Raw genomic sequence first — 15749 nt, forward strand, 5'->3', positions numbered from 1 at the left:
CTGCGTTCGTTCCGGGCTGCGTTCGTTCTGGACACGCGCACCCGAGGACTCCGACGCACTGCAGGCCACGCTGACTCCGGGCCCCCGCTCACTCCGCCTGGGCGAGCCTTTCCAGTGCTGCAATGGCGATCTTGCGGTCCGTCGTGGGCCAGAACGGCGGGAGCGCAGCCCGCAGAAATCCGCCGTAGCGCTCGGTGGAAAGCCGCGAATCCAGTACTGCCACCACACCCCGGTCATCCGTGGACCGGATAAGACGTCCGGCACCCTGGGCCAACCGGATCGCCGCATGCGTGGCCGAGACGGACATGAATCCATTGCCGCCGGACTGCGCCACCGCACGCGAACGTGCAGTCATCAGCGGATCATCCGGCCGCGGGAACGGAATCCTGTCAATCACCACAAGCCGGCACGAGCCGCCGGGCACGTCCACCCCCTGCCAGAGGGACATGGTCCCGAACAGGCAAGTGTCCGGCTCGTCTGCGAACTGCTTGACCAGCGCGGTCATCGTGGAATCGCCCTGGCAGAGCACGTCGACGTCGAGGCGGGGGCGAAGAGCATCAGCGGCCTCCTCGGCGGCGCGACGGGACGAGAAGAGGCACAGTGCTCCCCCGCCCGAGGCCTTGATGAGAGCTTCGAGTTCGTCGAGCGCTTCGGGCGACGTGCCCCTCCCCGGCTTGGGCAGATGCCCCGCCACATAGAGAATGCCTTGCTTCGGGTAATCGAAGGGGGAACCCACGTCCACGCCGGTCCAGCTGGGGGCGCCCTCGCCCAGGAGGCCGAGGCCGCCGGCCGCGGGTTCGAAGGCCGAGCCGATGGCGAGCGTGGCGGAGGTCAACACTACGGTGTGGTCCGCGAACAGTCCCTCCCGGAGACGCCCGGCGACGCTCAGCGGGGCGATATTGATCAGCGCGGGCTGGGTGTCGTCCGGCGGTGAGTAGCCCTGCTGGGGATCGAAGGTGCTGTTCCGGGAAAACCAGACCACTTCGCGGTTCTCGCGCGCGGCGAGCAGCCGTTCGCACAGTTCCAGAATGACAAGGAGGCGGGAACGCGCGAGCTGCCGGCCGCCGTCGGCCGTGCTGTTGCTGTCCCCCTTGGAATCGGAGAGCGCTGCCCTGCACGCCTCCCGGAGCTGGTCAACGCAGTCGAGCTGCTCGGCATTGAGTCCGTTCGGCAGCAGGCCGCTGGGAACGCCCGCGAGGGCAAGTTCAAGGTTGGCTGCGGCGTTATTGAGCGCATCCACAGTGATCCCGGTGTGCTTCCGGGCACCTGATGCTGCCGCGTGGACCATGGCAACGGACAGCTGCCCGGACACTGCGCCGGTGACGCGGTCCTGCAGCTCGTGCGCCTCGTCGACGACGACCACATCGTATTCGGGCAGGACAGCCAGGCCCTCAAAGGCGCTGACGGCGAGCATGGCGTGGTTGGTGACGACGACGTCCGCCTCGGCTGCTTCGTGCCTGGCCAGTTCACTGAAGCACTCTTCGGCGAGGGGGCATTTTTGGGCGCCGAGGCATTCCATCGACGTGACGGAAACCTGCCGCCAGGCGCGGTCGGTGACGCCTGGAAGGAGTTCATCACGGTCGCCCGTGGCAGTCTTTTCTGCCCATTCGCGGAGCCGGACGACCTCCTTGCCGAGCTGTGATGAGGGCCCGCCCATGGCAGCGGCGAAATGCGGGACGCTGGTGTCCTCGCCGAGGGAGAAGAGCTGTCCCTCGGAGGGCTCCTCCGAAGGAAAGCCGCCTTCAAGCTTGTGCCGGCAGACGTAGTTGGCCCGGCCTTTGACGAGGGCCACCTTCACCGGGCGGTCGAGGGCCGGCTTGAGGGCCTCCAACAGCCGGGGCAGGTCACGGCCAACGATCTGGGTCTGCAGCGCCAGGGTGGCGGTGGAGACAAGAGTGGGCTTGTTGCTTTCCAGCGAGTGGGCGATGAGCGGGACCAGGTAGGCCAGGGACTTTCCGGTGCCTGTGCCTGCCTGGACCAGCAGGTGGTCGCCGGTTTCGATGGCCCGCGCCACCTGCCGCGCCATCTCATGCTGGCCGCTTCGGCTCTGGCCGCCCATGCCGGCCACGGCGCGGTCGAGGAGCTCGATGACGAACTCCTCGCCGGCCGTGGCACCGGAGGAGGCGGAGGCCGCCCGGTCAGTCATTGGTAATGAAGGATTCCAGTTCAGCCGCAAGGCCTTCCCGGACCATCACGACGGCCCGGGTGCCGCCCTCTTCGTGCTCCATGCTCAGGATCTCCGCGTCAGACTCGTGGAGCTTGTTGATCAGGTCACCCCGGTGGTACGGCACCAGCAGCTCCAGCTTGACGCTGGGCCGCGGGATGCCGTCACTGATGGCCTTCAGCAGCTCGGAAATCCCCTCGCCGGTGCGGGCCGACACCACCACGTGGCGGGGCTCGCGCTGCTTCAGGCGCTCGACGACGAACGGGTCGGCCGCGTCTGCCTTGTTCAGCACGATGATCTCGGGCACCTTGCGGGCATCCACCTCGGCGAAGACCGAGCGCACGGCAGCGATCTGCCCCTCCGGATCCGGGTGGGAGACGTCCACAACGTGCAGGATCAGGTCGGCGTCCGCGACTTCCTCCAGCGTGGAGCGGAATGCCTCCACGAGCTGGGTGGGAAGTGACCGGACGAAGCCCACCGTGTCCGCAAGCGTGTACCCCAGACCGTCCGAGGTCTCAGCCTTGCGGACGGTCGGGTCCAGCGTGGCGAACAGGGCGTTCTCCACCAGGACGCCGGCGTCGGTCAGCCGGTTCAGCAGTGAGGACTTGCCCGCGTTGGTGTACCCCGCAATCGCCACAGACGGTACGGCATTGCGACGGCGGTTGGCCCGCTTGGTCTCCCGGGCCGGCTTCATCGCGGCGATTTCGCGGCGCAGCTTTGCCATCCGGGTGCGGATACGCCGGCGGTCAAGTTCGATCTTGGTTTCACCGGGGCCACGCGAACCCATGCCGGCACCGGCACCGCCCACCTGGCCACCGGCCTGCCGGGACATCGATTCACCCCAGCCACGGAGGCGCGGGAGCAGGTATTCGAGCTGCGCAAGCTCCACCTGGGCCTTGCCCTCGCGGCTCTTCGCGTGCTGGGCGAAGATGTCGAGGATCAGCGCTGTGCGGTCGATGACCTTGACCTTGACGATGTCTTCGAGTCCGCGGCGCTGGGAGGGTGCAAGTTCCGCGTCAACCACCACGGTGTCTGCGCCGGTGGACATCACGACGTCCTTGAGTTCCAGGGCCTTTCCCGCGCCGAGGAACGTGCCGGGGTCCGGCTTCGCCCTCCGCTGGACCAGTCCGTCGAGGACCTCCGAGCCTGCCGTTTCGGCCAGGGCGGCGAGTTCGCGCAGGGAGTTCTCGGCGTCGGCAAGGGTGCCTTCGCTCCAGAGCCCCGTCAGCACCACACGCTCCAGGCGCAGCTGCCGGTATTCGACTTCGGTGACGTCCTCGAGTTCGGTGGACAGCCCTGCCGTACGGCGCAGGGCGCGGCGTTCCTCGAGATCCTGCTGGTCTCCGTCGAACATGCTGTGTTCTTCGTCAAGCCGTGAGATGGCCTGTGCTTGGCCAAGGACCGCGTTGCCGGCGGCTTCCGAGCCGTTGGCGTCCGCGGCGTTCCGTGCCGGAACGTCCTTGGATAGGATCCGGTCGATCACAGCCTGGATTTCCGCAGGACTCATGTCCTGGGCGGCTGGTTCGGATCCGGAATTGTGCTGACTGGTCATGGTCTCCTTAGAAGGTTCTGCATCTTCAGAATAGTGCTGATTGCTGCCCTTGGGCGTGGTATTCGCGCTGGGCTGACTGCGAGGGGTCATGAAGGCTCCTGAAATGCCGACGGCTCAAGGGCCGGAGCGGCAGGAAGTGGACTGGCTGAGTGTTGATGGGTGCGCTCCGGGCGGAAGGTGGTACACCTGCGTCGCGACGGGAGGGCATGTGGCCGGGGCCGCGGCTAAAGCCTGCGGCGGAGAAATACCGGCTACTCAAAAGTCAGGAACATGCCTACTAGGATAGCAGAAGTCCGGCACCGGTTTTCCATCCCGCAGGTGAGCCCACTAATATGGGCCAGTTATGGACTCTGCCCACTATTTCAGCGCCTCGCCCGCAGGGCCGTTCACCCGCAAGCCGCTTACCGTGGAGCTGGCCGGTGAATCGCGCAGGCTGCACACGTCCTCGGGCATCTTCAGCCCGGACGGGATCGACAAGGGGACGGCGATCTTGCTGGCGGAGGTCCCCGCCCCGGCGCCGCAGGGAAACCTGCTGGACATAGGCTGCGGCTGGGGCCCCATTGCGCTGTCCATGGCGCTGCGTGCGCCGCACGCGCAGGTTTATGCGGTGGACGTCAACGAACGCTGCATTGCGCTCACGAATGAGAACGCTGCCCTTCTTGGGCTGAACAACGTCACCGCCAGCGCGCCGGAGGGGGTTGATCCGGAGCTGCGGTTCGATACCATCTGGTCCAATCCGCCGATCCGGATCGGCAAGGACGAGCTGCACTCACTGCTGTTGCTCTGGCTGCCGCGCCTGGCACCGGGCGGCTCGGCATGGCTGGTGGTGCAGAAGAACCTGGGTTCCGATTCCCTGCAGCGCTGGCTGGACACGGTGCTCGATGATTCCTTCACGGTGACCCGTGAGAGCACGTCAAAGTCGTTCCGGATCCTGCGCGTCAGGAAAGCGTCCCGCTAGCAACGATCGTTGCCGGGCCGCTCAGCTCCACGTGCTCGCGGCCGTCGGCCACTGTGAAGAATTTCACGCCGACGACGCCGCCCGGTACCTTCACATGCCAGGCGTCCGGTGCCCCCTGTCCGGCCCAGTGACGGATAGCCACGGCGGCGGCGCACGCGCCGGTGCCACAGGATTGGGTCTCCCCGACTCCGCGTTCGTGCACCCGCATGGTCACGGTGCCCACGCCGTCGTGGACCAGCGGCTCTGAGGGCACGACGAACTCGACGTTGGTTCCGTGCTCGGGCTTCGGGTCCACGTGGGGGGCGGCGAAGAGTTTCATGCCGTCCAGCTCGGACAGTTCCGCCAGGGCCACCACCGTGTGCGGGTTTCCCATGCTGACTGACAGCGCGGGCCGCGGCACCTCCAGACCGTCAGCACTGACGAGGGAGTCCATGGCCCGGGCGGCGGCATCGGCGGGGAAAATGAATTCCCACGGGCCCATGTCCACGGCGTACCCGTCAGCGGTGCGGACGATCGTTTTGACGCCGCCGCGCGTTCCGATTGTGAGCGCGCCCCCCGGCGGCAGTTCCGCCAGGCCCTCGGCGAGGAGGAAGTGAACGAAGACCCGGACGCCGTTCCCGCACATTTCGGACAGTGAACCGTCGCCGTTGCGGTAATCCATGAACCATTCGGCATCCGGGTTCACGGAGAGAATCTGGCGGCCTTCATCGAGCAGCCGGGACGGGACGGCACGGATGAGGCCGTCCCCGCCGATGCCGCGGTGCCGGTCGCACAGCCCGGCGACCTGCTCCGGGGAGATGGAATGCATGCCCTCAGGGTCGGCGATCAGCACGAAGTCGTTGCCGGTGCCGTGGCCCTTCGAGAAGCGGAGGCCACTCAGTTGTGACACGGGGCGCTCAGCGGTTTCTGCAAGGGCTTCATTCATATTTCAAGGTTACCCGCCGCCAGAGGGGTCCGAAAAACAGACGGCGCCGTATCTGCTGGGCGCGTCAGCTGCAGAGAACCGCGGCCTTTGCGACCAGGTCAGGATCCTGCCAGTCCAGCCACGCGATGCGCGGATCCGCACGGAACCACGTGAGCTGGCGGCGGGCGAACTGCCGGGTGGCCACGATCGTCTCCTCGGCTGCCTGCGGAACGTCGGCTTCGCCGTCGAGCACTTTCAGGAACTGGGCGTATCCCAGTGCGCGGGGCGCGGTTCGGCCGCGCCGCAGCCCGGCAGCATCAAGGCGCTCAACCTCTGCCAGGAGTCCCCTGTCGACCATCCGGTGGACGCGTGCGGCGAGCCGCTCCCGGAGTATCTCCCTGTCCACCTCCAGTCCGATCTGGACGGTCGGCTGCACGTACTCCCGGTTGGGCATGAACGAACTGAACGGGCGGCCTGTCAGCTCAAAGACCTCCAGCGCACGGATGATCCGCCGCGCGTCGCCGAGCCGGCCGGCGGAAACCGGGTCGACGCGCCTCAGCCGCTCCAGGAGCGGGGCAATGCCGGCGTCAGCGTGTTCCTGCTCGAGCCGCTTCCGGATGGAGGCCGAGGTACCCGGGAACTCAAGGACGTCGACCGCGGCACGGACATACAACCCGGAGCCGCCCGCGAGGATCGCGCGTTTCCCCCGGCTGTGGATGTCAGCGATGGCGGCCCGGGCGTGCTGCTGGAACTCGGATACGGATGCTTCCTCGGTCACATCCAGGATGTCCAGCAGGTGGTGCGGAACCCCCTTGCGTTCGGCATCGGTGACCTTGGCAGTTCCGATGTCCATGCCGCGGTAGAACTGCATGGCGTCGGCGTTGATAACCTCGCCGTCAAGTTTCAGTGCGAGCTCGACGGCCAGGTCTGACTTTCCGGACCCAGTCGGCCCGACCACCGCGATGACAGGCGGCTGCCTGGCGTCCACTGGCTAGCGACTGGGGATCGGGAGCGACGGCATGCCGAGCGAGACGCTGGATTTCCCGCTCGGAGCAGCAGGCGCGGGAGCGCCGCAGGAATCGGCCTGTGACCTGTCCCATGCGTCCCCTGCCCGCGATCGGCGCAGGGAGTAATCCTCCGCGGTTGCGGGGTCGGCAACCAGGTGGAAAGCGGCAGCCTCGGTAATCGTGACGGTGACGAGGTCACCGGGCCGCGGGGCGGGGGCACCCTCCGGCACGGAGAAGTGGACGAGCCGCTGGTCCTGCGCCCTGCCGGACAACCTGTGGGTTTCCTCTGCCTTGCGTCCCGACTGGGCGGTCACCATGACCTCGACCCGCCGCCCGAGCTGCTTCGCGTTTTCCTCCGCAGCGATGCGGTCCTGCAGGGCGGTGAGCCGTTCGAAGCGTTCCTGGACCACAGCCTTGGGCAGCTGGTCGGGAAGGTCGGCTGCCGGCGTACCGGGCCGCTTGGAGTACTGGAAGGTGAAGGCAGTGGCGAAGCGGGACTTTTCGACAACGTCCAGGGTCGCCTGGAAATCCTCTTCGGTCTCGCCGGGGAAGCCCACGATGATGTCCGTGGAGATCGCGGCGTGCGGCATCTTCTCCCGGACCTTGTCCAAGATTCCCAGGAACTTCGAGGAGCGGTAGGACCGTCGCATGTCCTTCAAAACCTTGTCCGAGCCCGACTGCAGCGGCATGTGCAGCTGCGGCATGACGTTCGGCGTCTCGGCCATGGCGTCGATGACGTCGTCCGTAAAGGCGGCGGGGTGCGGGCTGGTGAAGCGGACCCTCTCCAGGCCCGGGATCTCGCCGCATGCGCGGAGCAGCTTGGAGAACGCCTGGCGGTCGCCGAACTCCACGCCGTAGGAGTTCACGTTCTGGCCAAGGAGTGTCACTTCGATGGCGCCGTCCTCCACCAGAGCCTGCACTTCGGCGAGGATGTCCCCGGGGCGGCGGTCTTTCTCCTTGCCGCGCAGGGCGGGAACGATGCAGAAAGTGCAGGTGTTGTTGCAGCCGACCGAGATGGACACCCAGCCGGAATACACCGAATCGCGCTTCGTGGGCAGCGTCGACGGGAAGACGTCCAGCGACTCAAGGATCTCCAGCTGCGCCTCGCTGTTGTGGCGCGCACGGTCCAGAAGGGCCGGCAGGGCACCGACGTTATGCGTGCCGAAGACGGCATCCACCCACGGAGCCTTCTTCAGGATGGTGTCGCGGTCCTTCTGGGCCAGGCAGCCGCCGACGGCGATCTGCATCCCGGGGTTGGCCGCCTTGACCGGGGCCAGCTGGCCAAGGTTTCCGTACAGCTTGTTGTCTGCGTTTTCCCTGACCGCGCACGTGTTGAACACCACGACGTCGGCCTGGGTGCCCTCCGCCGGAACGTAGCCCGCCGCTTCGAGCATCCCGGCCATGCGCTCGGAATCATGGACGTTCATTTGGCATCCGAAGGTGCGCACCTGGTAGGTGCGGGGCGCGCCGGAAGCGTCGGCGGCTGCGGGTAGGGCGCCGCTTGCTGGGGAAGGGTAGGTCAGGCTCACCCATTAAGCGTACCGGCTGCGTCCGCATGCAGGGCGCGGCCCTTAGGCGGGCATGCTGTGGGCGGGCGCTCTGCCTGCCCGTGACGCTCTAACTGCCCGAGACGCTCTCACTGCCCGAGACGGAGTCCAGCACTTCGCCGACGATGCGGAAGGCCTGCGACGGCTGGTACCCCTTGCGCGCGAGCATGGAGGCCAGGCGCCGGGCTACTTTGTCCCGCTCGGCGCGGTCCGTCAGGTCCAGGCCAGGACGCAGCTTGCGCTCCACCAACTGCCGGGCCGCAGCTTCCTCGTCCTCATCGCTAAGCTGCTCCAGCGCCGACGCCGCCATCTCGGGGTCGATGCCCTTCTCCGACAGCTCGCGGCGCAGGGCGCCCTTTGCCAGCTTGCGGGTCTGCGAGCGGCTCCGCACCCACATGTCGGCGAACTCCGCATCATCGACGAGCTTGACCTCCTCGAAGCGGTCCAGCACAGCAGCAGCGACGTCTTCCGGCACATTGCGTTCCGCCAGTTTGCGCTCCAGCTGCAGCCTGCTCTTGGGCGCGCTGGTCAGCTGGCGCAGCACGATGGCACGCGCCACCGACGCCGGATCTGCTTCCCTGTCCTCGGAGGGTGGCGGCGGTGCGCTCTCTCCGGACGGAGATGCCGGGGCAGACCAGTGGCCTTCCCCGGCACCGGCGCCCCGGCCGCGCCGCCTGCTGCTAGAAACCGTCAACAGCCTTCAGCTTCGGCGAAGCCTCAGCCTCAGCAGCGGGCTTGACTCCCACGCCGAGCTTTTCCTTGATGAGCCGCTCCAGTTCCGCCGCGAGTTCGGGGTTGTCGCGAAGGAAGCGCCTGGAGTTCTCCATGCCCTGGCCAAGCTGGTCGCCGTCATACGTGAACCAGGAGCCGGACTTCTTGATGATGCCGTGCTCCACGCCCATGTCGATAATGCCGCCCTCGCGGGAGATGCCCTGGCCGTAGATGATGTCGAATTCGGCGATCTTGAAGGGCGGCGCCATCTTGTTCTTGACGATCTTGGCCTTGGTGCGGTTACCGACCGAGTCGGCGCCTTCCTTCAGCGTCTGGATACGGCGGACGTCGATACGGACGGAGGCGTAGAACTTCAGCGCCTTACCACCGGTGGTGGTTTCGGGTGAGCCGAAGAACACACCGATCTTTTCGCGGAGCTGGTTGATGAAGATGGCGGTGGTCTTGGTCTGGCTCAGCCGGCCGGTGATCTTTCGCAGGGCCTGGCTCATCAGTCGTGCCTGGAGGCCGACGTGGCTGTCGCCCATGTCGCCTTCGATTTCCGCACGCGGGACGAGGGCAGCCACGGAGTCAATGACCACAATGTCCAGTGAACCGGAGCCGACCAGCATGTCCATGATCTCGAGCGCCTGCTCACCGGTGTCCGGCTGGGATACCAGCAGTGCATCGGTGTCCACACCCAGCTTGGCCGCGTACTCGGGGTCCAGGGCGTGCTCAGCGTCGATGAAGGCGGCGATCCCGCCGTTGCGCTGAGCGTTCGCTACGGCGTGGAGGGCAACGGTGGTCTTACCGGAAGATTCGGGACCATAGATCTCCACGACCCTGCCACGCGGAAGCCCGCCGATGCCAAGGGCGACATCCAGGGCAATCGATCCGGTGGGGATGACCTCGATGGGGGCTCGGGTCTCATCACCCAGCCGCATGATCGATCCTTTGCCGAACTGCTTGTCAATCTGGGCAAGCGCTGCTTCAAGCGCCTTTGCACGGTCCGGGGCTGCCGCCATGGTTCACACCTCTGTTGCTTTCTCGCTGTGGAGTGGCCTGCGCGGCCCTTTTCTCTGTCATCTCTGACGCTATCGCCGGCCTGTGACAATATTGCCCGGCGCGGTTGCGTATGTGGATAACCCGCTGGAAAAAAGCATAGTCCCATCCGAACAGATATTCGAAGAACTGGTCGGCGTGTCAGGATTCTGCCAGCGGAGTGGGAGGACTCAGTGCCTGGTGGGTTTGATATCCCGGCCAAGGCGGCGTTCAGCGGGAACGTCCTGTACGTCGCACATGGCCAGCCAAACGTCGCGGGGATTGACGCCGGCGGCCAGTGCTTCGTCGGCGGTCCGGCCTCCGACTCCCGCGAGGCTCAACGAGCTGCTGAGTACGCGGGAATAGCCTGCACCAAACTCATCGTCCATGAGCCGCCAAAAATCACTGATCCGCACAACATAGAGTCTCTCATGGCCGGCGGACTCTAGAATGGTTGCCATGAGCAACCCCGTTGACGTCCCGGGGACGTCCGCCCCTTCTGAAGACACCCTGGATGCCGCCCTGAAGTCTGTGGAGCAGCAGATCAGCATCTTCTGGCGGCGTGCCCGCGCTGTTTCCCAGCAGTTGTCGCGCCAGGTGCATCCGGACATGGAACCCGCCGCCTACGGGCTGCTCACGATGATCCGCAAGACGGGACCCATCAGGCTGACCGAACTGGCGTCGTGCATCGGCGTCGGCAAGCCCTCCGTGAGCCGCCAGATTGCGTTCTTGGAGAGCATCGGCCTCGTTCTCAAGGAAGCGGATCCCCTGGATGGACGCGCACAGACAATCCGCCTCACGCCCAAGGGCGAAGAGAAGATGCACCAGGTACAGGACGCCAGGCACCAGGTCTTCCGGGAGCGGTTGGGCGAATGGCCGGTGGAGGACCTGGAAGCACTCGCCACCTATATGGCCAAGTTGAATTCAACATATGAGCGTGACGGGTTTCCAAGGGACGAAACCCCGTAGATGGACGAAGGCCCCCGGCTGCTGCCGGGGGCCTTCGGTCTCGTTATGAAGCTGTCTCGTTATGAAGCTTTAGATTCGGTGCCGGTCACCGGGCGCCGGACAGCAGGCCCTTGGCCAGCTCGTTGTTCAGCTCAGTGTTGAGGTCGCGGTCGAGATCACGGCCGTAACGCTGGGAGAATTCCTGCGGCACCGTGTCGGGCACTGCAACGCCCTCGGCCATGGCCACACGGTCACTGACCTCGCGGAGCATGCTGGACAGCGGAACGTCCAGGGCAGAGCAGATTGAGGACAGGAGCTCCGAAGAGGCTTCCTTCTGGCCGCGCTCCACTTCGCTCAAGTAACCCAGGGAAACCCGGGCGCTGTGGGACACTTCGCGGAGGGTACGCCCCTGGCGCTGGCGGACATCGCGCAGGACATCACCGATTTCGTGACGTAGTACTACCATCTTGCGCTCCTTCTGTTCGCTCTTGGACTGATCAGCGAGGCCCACATCCTTCCAGCGGACAACGCCGTTTACGGATACGGGCTGCTTTACCATCTGTATCGCCTTGCTCCCTCATGAGTCCGGTCCGCTGGAGGGCGAACCGATGTTGGTGTTTTCATCCTAGGCGCCTCCCTATTCCGGAAGCGACACAATGTAACAACTATTCGGAAATGGTTTTTGTTCCCGGCAACCTTACTCCCGGTAACTTAGCGAGGCGAGGGCCTCCCGAAGCCGTTCCAGGGCGGCCTCGCAAGCCAGCGCCCTGATCTCCGCCCGCGTGCCCTCGAAACTGTAGGGATAGGAGGTGGCACCGTGCGCGCTGGCGACACCGATGAACACCGTTCCCACCGGCTTCCCGTCATGCTCCCCCGGCCCCGCCACGCCGGTGGTCGCTACGGCCAGGTCCGCTCCACAGGCGGTGCGTGCCCCTTCGGCCATGGCTGCGGCCACGTCGCCGTTCACCGACCCCACGGCGTCAAGTAGTTCCTGGGGAACGCGGAGGAGGTCACGCTTGACGGAATTGCTGTACGAGACGACGCCGCCCCGCAGCATTGCAGAGGCACCGGGTGTGTCAGCAAGGATGGCGCTGACCATGCCCGCAGTCAGGGACTCTGCGGTGGCTATCGTGATGCCGCTGCCTGCCGCTGCCGCCACGGTTTCGCCGGCAAGTCTGTGAAGGTTGCTCATGCCTCCCCCTCCCGGGTGTCCGGCCGGTGCTCTTCCTCGGCCATATGTTGGTCCCCTGCCCTGTGCTCTTCCTCGGCCATCTGCTGTTCTTCTGCCCTGCGGCGCAGCCCCTGGGAGCGGACCTTGAGTGCCTCGATGACGTACTCGACGCCGGTCCACACCGTGATGAGCACGGCGACCAGCATGACGGCGAGGGCCACCCAGACCAGCCAGGGCGCGATGGCGGACAGCGGAAGCAGGTACAGGAAGATTGCGGCGGTCTGCACCACGGTCTTGAGTTTTCCTCCCCGCGACGCCGGAATGACGCCGTAGCGGATGACGAAGAACCGCAGTGCGGTGATACCCCATTCGCGGACGAGGATGACCAGCGTGATCCACCAGGGCAGTTCGTTCAGGACCGAGAGCATGACCAGCGCGGAGCCGGTCAGCAGCTTGTCGGCAATGGGATCGGCAATCTTGCCGAAATCGGTGACCAGTCCGCGGCTGCGGGCGATGTCGCCGTCGAGCTTGTCCGTGTAGATGGCGACGGCGAACGCCGCCACGGCGGCCCACCGCCAGGGCCCGGACTCGCTGCTGAGCCCCGGCGCGTCTGCCAGGAGGAACCACACGAAGAACGGCACCAGCACGATGCGGAGCATGGTGAGGATGTTGGGTAGATTCCAGATCCCGGAGCTGTTGGAGCCGGCCGCGGTCGCTTCGGTGCTAGTCACCTTCCTAGGCTACCGTCTTCCGGGCCCCCGCTTCAGGGCTACCGGTTCAGTGCTACCGCCCCGTGAGGGACCAGGCGTCTTCGGAGCCGTCACCGTCGTCGCCCGGGCCGTCGGCGCCGTCGTAGTACTCAACGTTTTGCGTGCGGTTGTCCAGGTCGGCGGCAACGAGGTCCTCCGCATAGCCGCCCTGCGCAATGTTGGCGTTGGCGTTGTCGCTCAGTGCGGCGGTCTGCGAATCGGGCGCAGCCGGGGCCTCCTGGCCCTTCATGGCAGCCAGCACGGCGGCAAGGTCGTCCGGCTTGACCAGGACGTCGCGGGCCTTTGATCCTTCGGACGGGCCCACCACTCCCCTGGACTCCAGGAGGTCCATGAGGCGGCCGGCCTTGGCGAATCCGACCCGCAGCTTGCGCTGCAGCATCGACGTGGAGCCGAACTGTGTGGTGACCACAAGTTCGGTGGCCTGCAGCAGCACCTCGAGATCGTCTCCGATGTCGTCGTCGATCTGCTTCTTGGGGGCATCTGCGGCGACGTCGTCCCGGTACTCAGCTTTGAGCTGGCCCTTGACGTGCTCCACCACGTTATGGATTTCAGACTCCGTCACCCAGGCGCCCTGCACGCGCATTGCCTTGGAGGCGCCCATGGGCAGGAACAGGGCGTCACCCTGCCCGATCAGCTTTTCGGCGCCTGGCTGGTCGAGGACCACGCGGGAGTCGGTGACCGAGGAGGTCGCGAACGCCATGCGGGACGGCACGTTCGCCTTGATGAGGCCGGTGACGACATCCACGGACGGCCGCTGGGTGGCCAGGACCAGGTGGATGCCGGCGGCGCGCGCCAGCTGCGTGATCCGGACGATGGAGTCTTCGACGTCGCGCGGGGCCACCATCATGAGGTCGGCGAGCTCGTCCACGATCACCAGGAGGTAGGGGTAGGGCCGTATGACGCGCTTCGAATCGACCGGTGGATGGACCTTGCCGGCGCGGACTGCTTTGTTGAAGTCATCGATGTGCTTGAAGCCGTAATTGGCAAGGTCGTCGTAGCGGGCGTCCATTTCCCGGACCACCCACTGCAGCGCCTCCGCCGCCTTCTTCGGGTTCGTGATGATCGGCGTGATGAGGTGCGGCACGCCCTCATAGGCGGTCAGTTCCACGCGCTTGGGGTCCACCATGACCATGCGGACCTCGTCAGGGGTGGCCCGCATGAGCAGGGACGTGATCATGGAGTTGACGAAGGAGGACTTACCGGCGCCGGTGGCACCGGCCACCAGGAGGTGGGGCATCTTCGCCAGGTTGGCGACGACGTATCCGCCTTCCACGTCCTTGCCGACGCCCATGACCATGGGATGGTCGGTGCGCCGGGCGTTCTGGCTCCGCAGGACATCGCCCAGCGACACAGTCTCACGGTCCGTGTTGGGAATTTCGATGCCGATGGCGGACTTACCGGGGATGGGGCTCAGGATGCGCACATCGGAACTGGCAACGGCGTAGGAGATGTTCTTGGACAGCGCCGTGACGCGCTCCACCTTGGTCCCGGGCGCGAGCTCGATTTCGTAGCGCGTGACAGTGGGACCACGGCTGAACCCGGTCACCGTGGCGTCTACGTTGAACTGGGTGAGCGTATCGGTCAGGGCGGCAACGACGGCGTCGTTGGCTTCCGTCCGCTCCTTCGGGATGGACCCTGGAGTCAGCATGTCCGACGACGGCAGGGTGTAGGTGACGTCGCCGGCCAGCGAAAGCTGCTCTGTGCGCTGCGGGATGGGCGTGGGCGGCGGCGGGGGCGCCACCGGCTTGGACGGCACGTGAACGGCCGCACCCGGTGCATTCATGCCCGGCGCTGCGCCGGGCATGTTCAAGCCCGGGGTCACGAGCGGGATGGCCTCCGTGGCGTTCTCCCCGTGGGCGTCCGCCCCCTTGGTTCCAAGCCCCTGGGCGGCCTTGATCTTCTCGACGGCGATCTCCGCCTGGGTGGGGCGGCGGACTCCCGGGGCCACAGCTGAGGCGCCCTTGCCCGACGAGGCGGGCTCGTCGTCGTCGTCAATGACCGCATGCTCGAAGGCCTCGTCACCAACGTAGCCCTCGAGACGCGGGTCGGCGCCCTGCTCCTTGCCGAAGAGGCGCTTGCGCTTCTTCTTCGGCGCTGCCGGGGCACTGTTTTCGTAAAGGTAGCTGCGGTCGTGGCTGTCCGTGTCGTGTTCCTGCAGGTCAATGCCCATGAGGTGCTCATAGGCCGCGCGCAGCCGCCGCGGGATGGCCGTGAACGGTGTGGCGGTGACGATCAGCAGAGACACGAACGCCAGCAGTCCATACAAGGCCAACGGTACGGCGGCGTGGATGGCGGCAAGGGGCGATGCCGCCAGGAAGCCCAGCATGCCGCCTGCCTGGCGGAGGCCGTCGAAACCCTGGGCGACAGTGGGCTGGCCGCCGATGATGTGGGCCAGTCCGCAGCCCGCGAGGGTCATGATGAGGAAGCCGATCCCCACGCGGTTGTTGCCGCGGCCGTCGGCAGGCCGGCGGAACAGCCGCACAGCGCAGATGAACAGCATCAGCGGCAGCACCAGCGACATCCACCCGAACGTCCCGTTGACCACGGCGTACACCGCGTCGGGGAACCAGCCCCGGAAGCCCCACCACGCGAAGGTCGCGATGAAGACGGCCAGCGCGAGGTTGAACAGCGCTGCGCCGTCCCTGCGCTCTTCGGGCGCCAGGTCGCTGACATCGTGGCCGATCCGGCGCACTCCCCCGCCCACCAGGTGGCCGACGGCAAGCCAGGCCCCACCCAGGATCCGCAGGAGCCAGGGCTGGTGGGGTTCGACGGCGGCCATCTGGCGGGTGCGGGCGGTCTGGCCGGTCGAGCCCGACCGTCCCGACTTGGAGGCCGTTGCACCGGCGCGGCCTGATGACGTGCCCGATTTGGTGCCGGGCGTACGTTTTGGCGCGGAGGAAGTACGTGTGGCCATATGTGCCACGGTACTCCACCCCGCGCCTGATTCCGCGGATTTCCGGGCCTTGGGGCGCTGTGTTC

Annotated in this window: 14 protein-coding genes; 2 read left to right on the plus strand and 12 right to left on the minus strand. The window is 66.3% G+C overall.

Annotated features, from left to right (window positions below):
* Positions 1-88: 88 nt before the first annotated feature.
* Both ACIP9X_RS10005 and hflX read right to left on the minus strand, forming a co-directional pair.
* Positions 89-2146, minus strand: a complete 2058-nt coding sequence (locus ACIP9X_RS10005; RefSeq protein ID WP_400479584.1) for an ATP-dependent DNA helicase — start codon at positions 2144-2146, stop codon at positions 89-91.
* Positions 2139-3716 carry a GTPase HflX gene (hflX, locus tag ACIP9X_RS10010; RefSeq protein WP_400479585.1) on the minus strand — a complete coding sequence of 526 codons (1578 nt, stop codon included), beginning with the start codon at positions 3714-3716 and terminating at the stop codon, positions 2139-2141. The genes ACIP9X_RS10005 and hflX overlap by 8 nt, the downstream gene beginning before the upstream one ends.
* Before the next feature lie 343 nt (positions 3717-4059).
* On the opposite strand from hflX, the gene ACIP9X_RS10015 reads away from it, so the two are divergent.
* A complete protein-coding gene (locus ACIP9X_RS10015) occupies positions 4060-4674 on the plus strand; it encodes a class I SAM-dependent methyltransferase (RefSeq protein WP_400479586.1) in 615 nt (204 codons plus the stop codon).
* Here the strand turns inward: ACIP9X_RS10015 and dapF are convergent.
* From dapF to ACIP9X_RS10045, 6 genes are all read right to left on the minus strand, one after another.
* The gene (dapF, locus tag ACIP9X_RS10020; RefSeq protein WP_400479587.1) at positions 4655-5599 is read right to left on the minus strand and encodes a diaminopimelate epimerase; all 945 of its coding nucleotides are present in this window, start codon (positions 5597-5599) and stop codon (positions 4655-4657) included. The two genes, ACIP9X_RS10015 and dapF, sit on opposite strands and share 20 nt — an antisense overlap.
* A gap of 64 nt (positions 5600-5663) precedes the next feature.
* Positions 5664-6566: a tRNA (adenosine(37)-N6)-dimethylallyltransferase MiaA gene (gene miaA, locus ACIP9X_RS10025; RefSeq protein ID WP_400479588.1), complete on the minus strand. Its 903-nt coding sequence runs from the start codon at positions 6564-6566 to the stop codon at positions 5664-5666.
* Positions 6567-6569: 3 nt separating this feature from the next.
* A complete protein-coding gene (gene miaB, locus ACIP9X_RS10030) occupies positions 6570-8114 on the minus strand; it encodes a tRNA (N6-isopentenyl adenosine(37)-C2)-methylthiotransferase MiaB (RefSeq protein WP_400479589.1) in 1545 nt (514 codons plus the stop codon).
* 88 nt (positions 8115-8202) lie between these two features.
* Positions 8203-8826 (minus strand): regulatory protein RecX, encoded by a 624-nt coding sequence (locus ACIP9X_RS10035; protein ID WP_400479590.1) that lies wholly within the window; start codon positions 8824-8826, stop codon positions 8203-8205.
* Complete coding sequence (recA, locus tag ACIP9X_RS10040; protein WP_400479591.1) at positions 8813-9865, minus strand: recombinase RecA; 1053 nt, start codon at positions 9863-9865, stop codon at positions 8813-8815. Before recA ends, ACIP9X_RS10035 begins: the two co-directional genes overlap by 14 nt.
* Positions 9866-10072: 207 nt before the next feature.
* The gene (locus ACIP9X_RS10045) at positions 10073-10270 is read right to left on the minus strand and encodes a DUF3046 domain-containing protein (protein ID WP_400479873.1); all 198 of its coding nucleotides are present in this window, start codon (positions 10268-10270) and stop codon (positions 10073-10075) included.
* A gap of 70 nt (positions 10271-10340) precedes the next feature.
* On the opposite strand from ACIP9X_RS10045, the gene ACIP9X_RS10050 reads away from it, so the two are divergent.
* Entirely contained in the window at positions 10341-10850 is a 510-nt protein-coding gene (locus ACIP9X_RS10050; RefSeq protein ID WP_400479592.1) for a MarR family winged helix-turn-helix transcriptional regulator, read from the plus strand.
* Between the two features lie 85 nt (positions 10851-10935).
* On the opposite strand, the gene ACIP9X_RS10055 is transcribed toward ACIP9X_RS10050, so the two are convergent.
* The 4 genes from ACIP9X_RS10055 to ACIP9X_RS10070 all read right to left on the minus strand — a co-directional run bounded on the left by ACIP9X_RS10055 (position 10936) and on the right by ACIP9X_RS10070 (position 15684).
* Complete coding sequence (locus ACIP9X_RS10055) at positions 10936-11388, minus strand: helix-turn-helix domain-containing protein (RefSeq protein ID WP_400479593.1); 453 nt, start codon at positions 11386-11388, stop codon at positions 10936-10938.
* A 138-nt stretch (positions 11389-11526) separates the two neighbouring features.
* A complete protein-coding gene (locus tag ACIP9X_RS10060; protein WP_400479594.1) occupies positions 11527-12021 on the minus strand; it encodes a CinA family protein in 495 nt (164 codons plus the stop codon).
* On the minus strand, positions 12018-12731 hold the full coding sequence (gene pgsA, locus ACIP9X_RS10065) for a CDP-diacylglycerol--glycerol-3-phosphate 3-phosphatidyltransferase (protein ID WP_400479595.1): 714 nt from the start codon (positions 12729-12731) through the stop codon (positions 12018-12020). The genes ACIP9X_RS10060 and pgsA overlap by 4 nt, the downstream gene beginning before the upstream one ends.
* A 52-nt stretch (positions 12732-12783) precedes the next feature.
* Entirely contained in the window at positions 12784-15684 is a 2901-nt protein-coding gene (locus ACIP9X_RS10070) for a DNA translocase FtsK (RefSeq protein ID WP_400479596.1), read from the minus strand.
* Positions 15685-15749 lie beyond the last annotated feature (65 nt).

Source organism: Arthrobacter sp. NPDC093125 (assembly GCF_044754225.1).
In the GTDB taxonomy this organism is placed as follows: domain Bacteria; phylum Actinomycetota; class Actinomycetes; order Actinomycetales; family Micrococcaceae; genus Arthrobacter.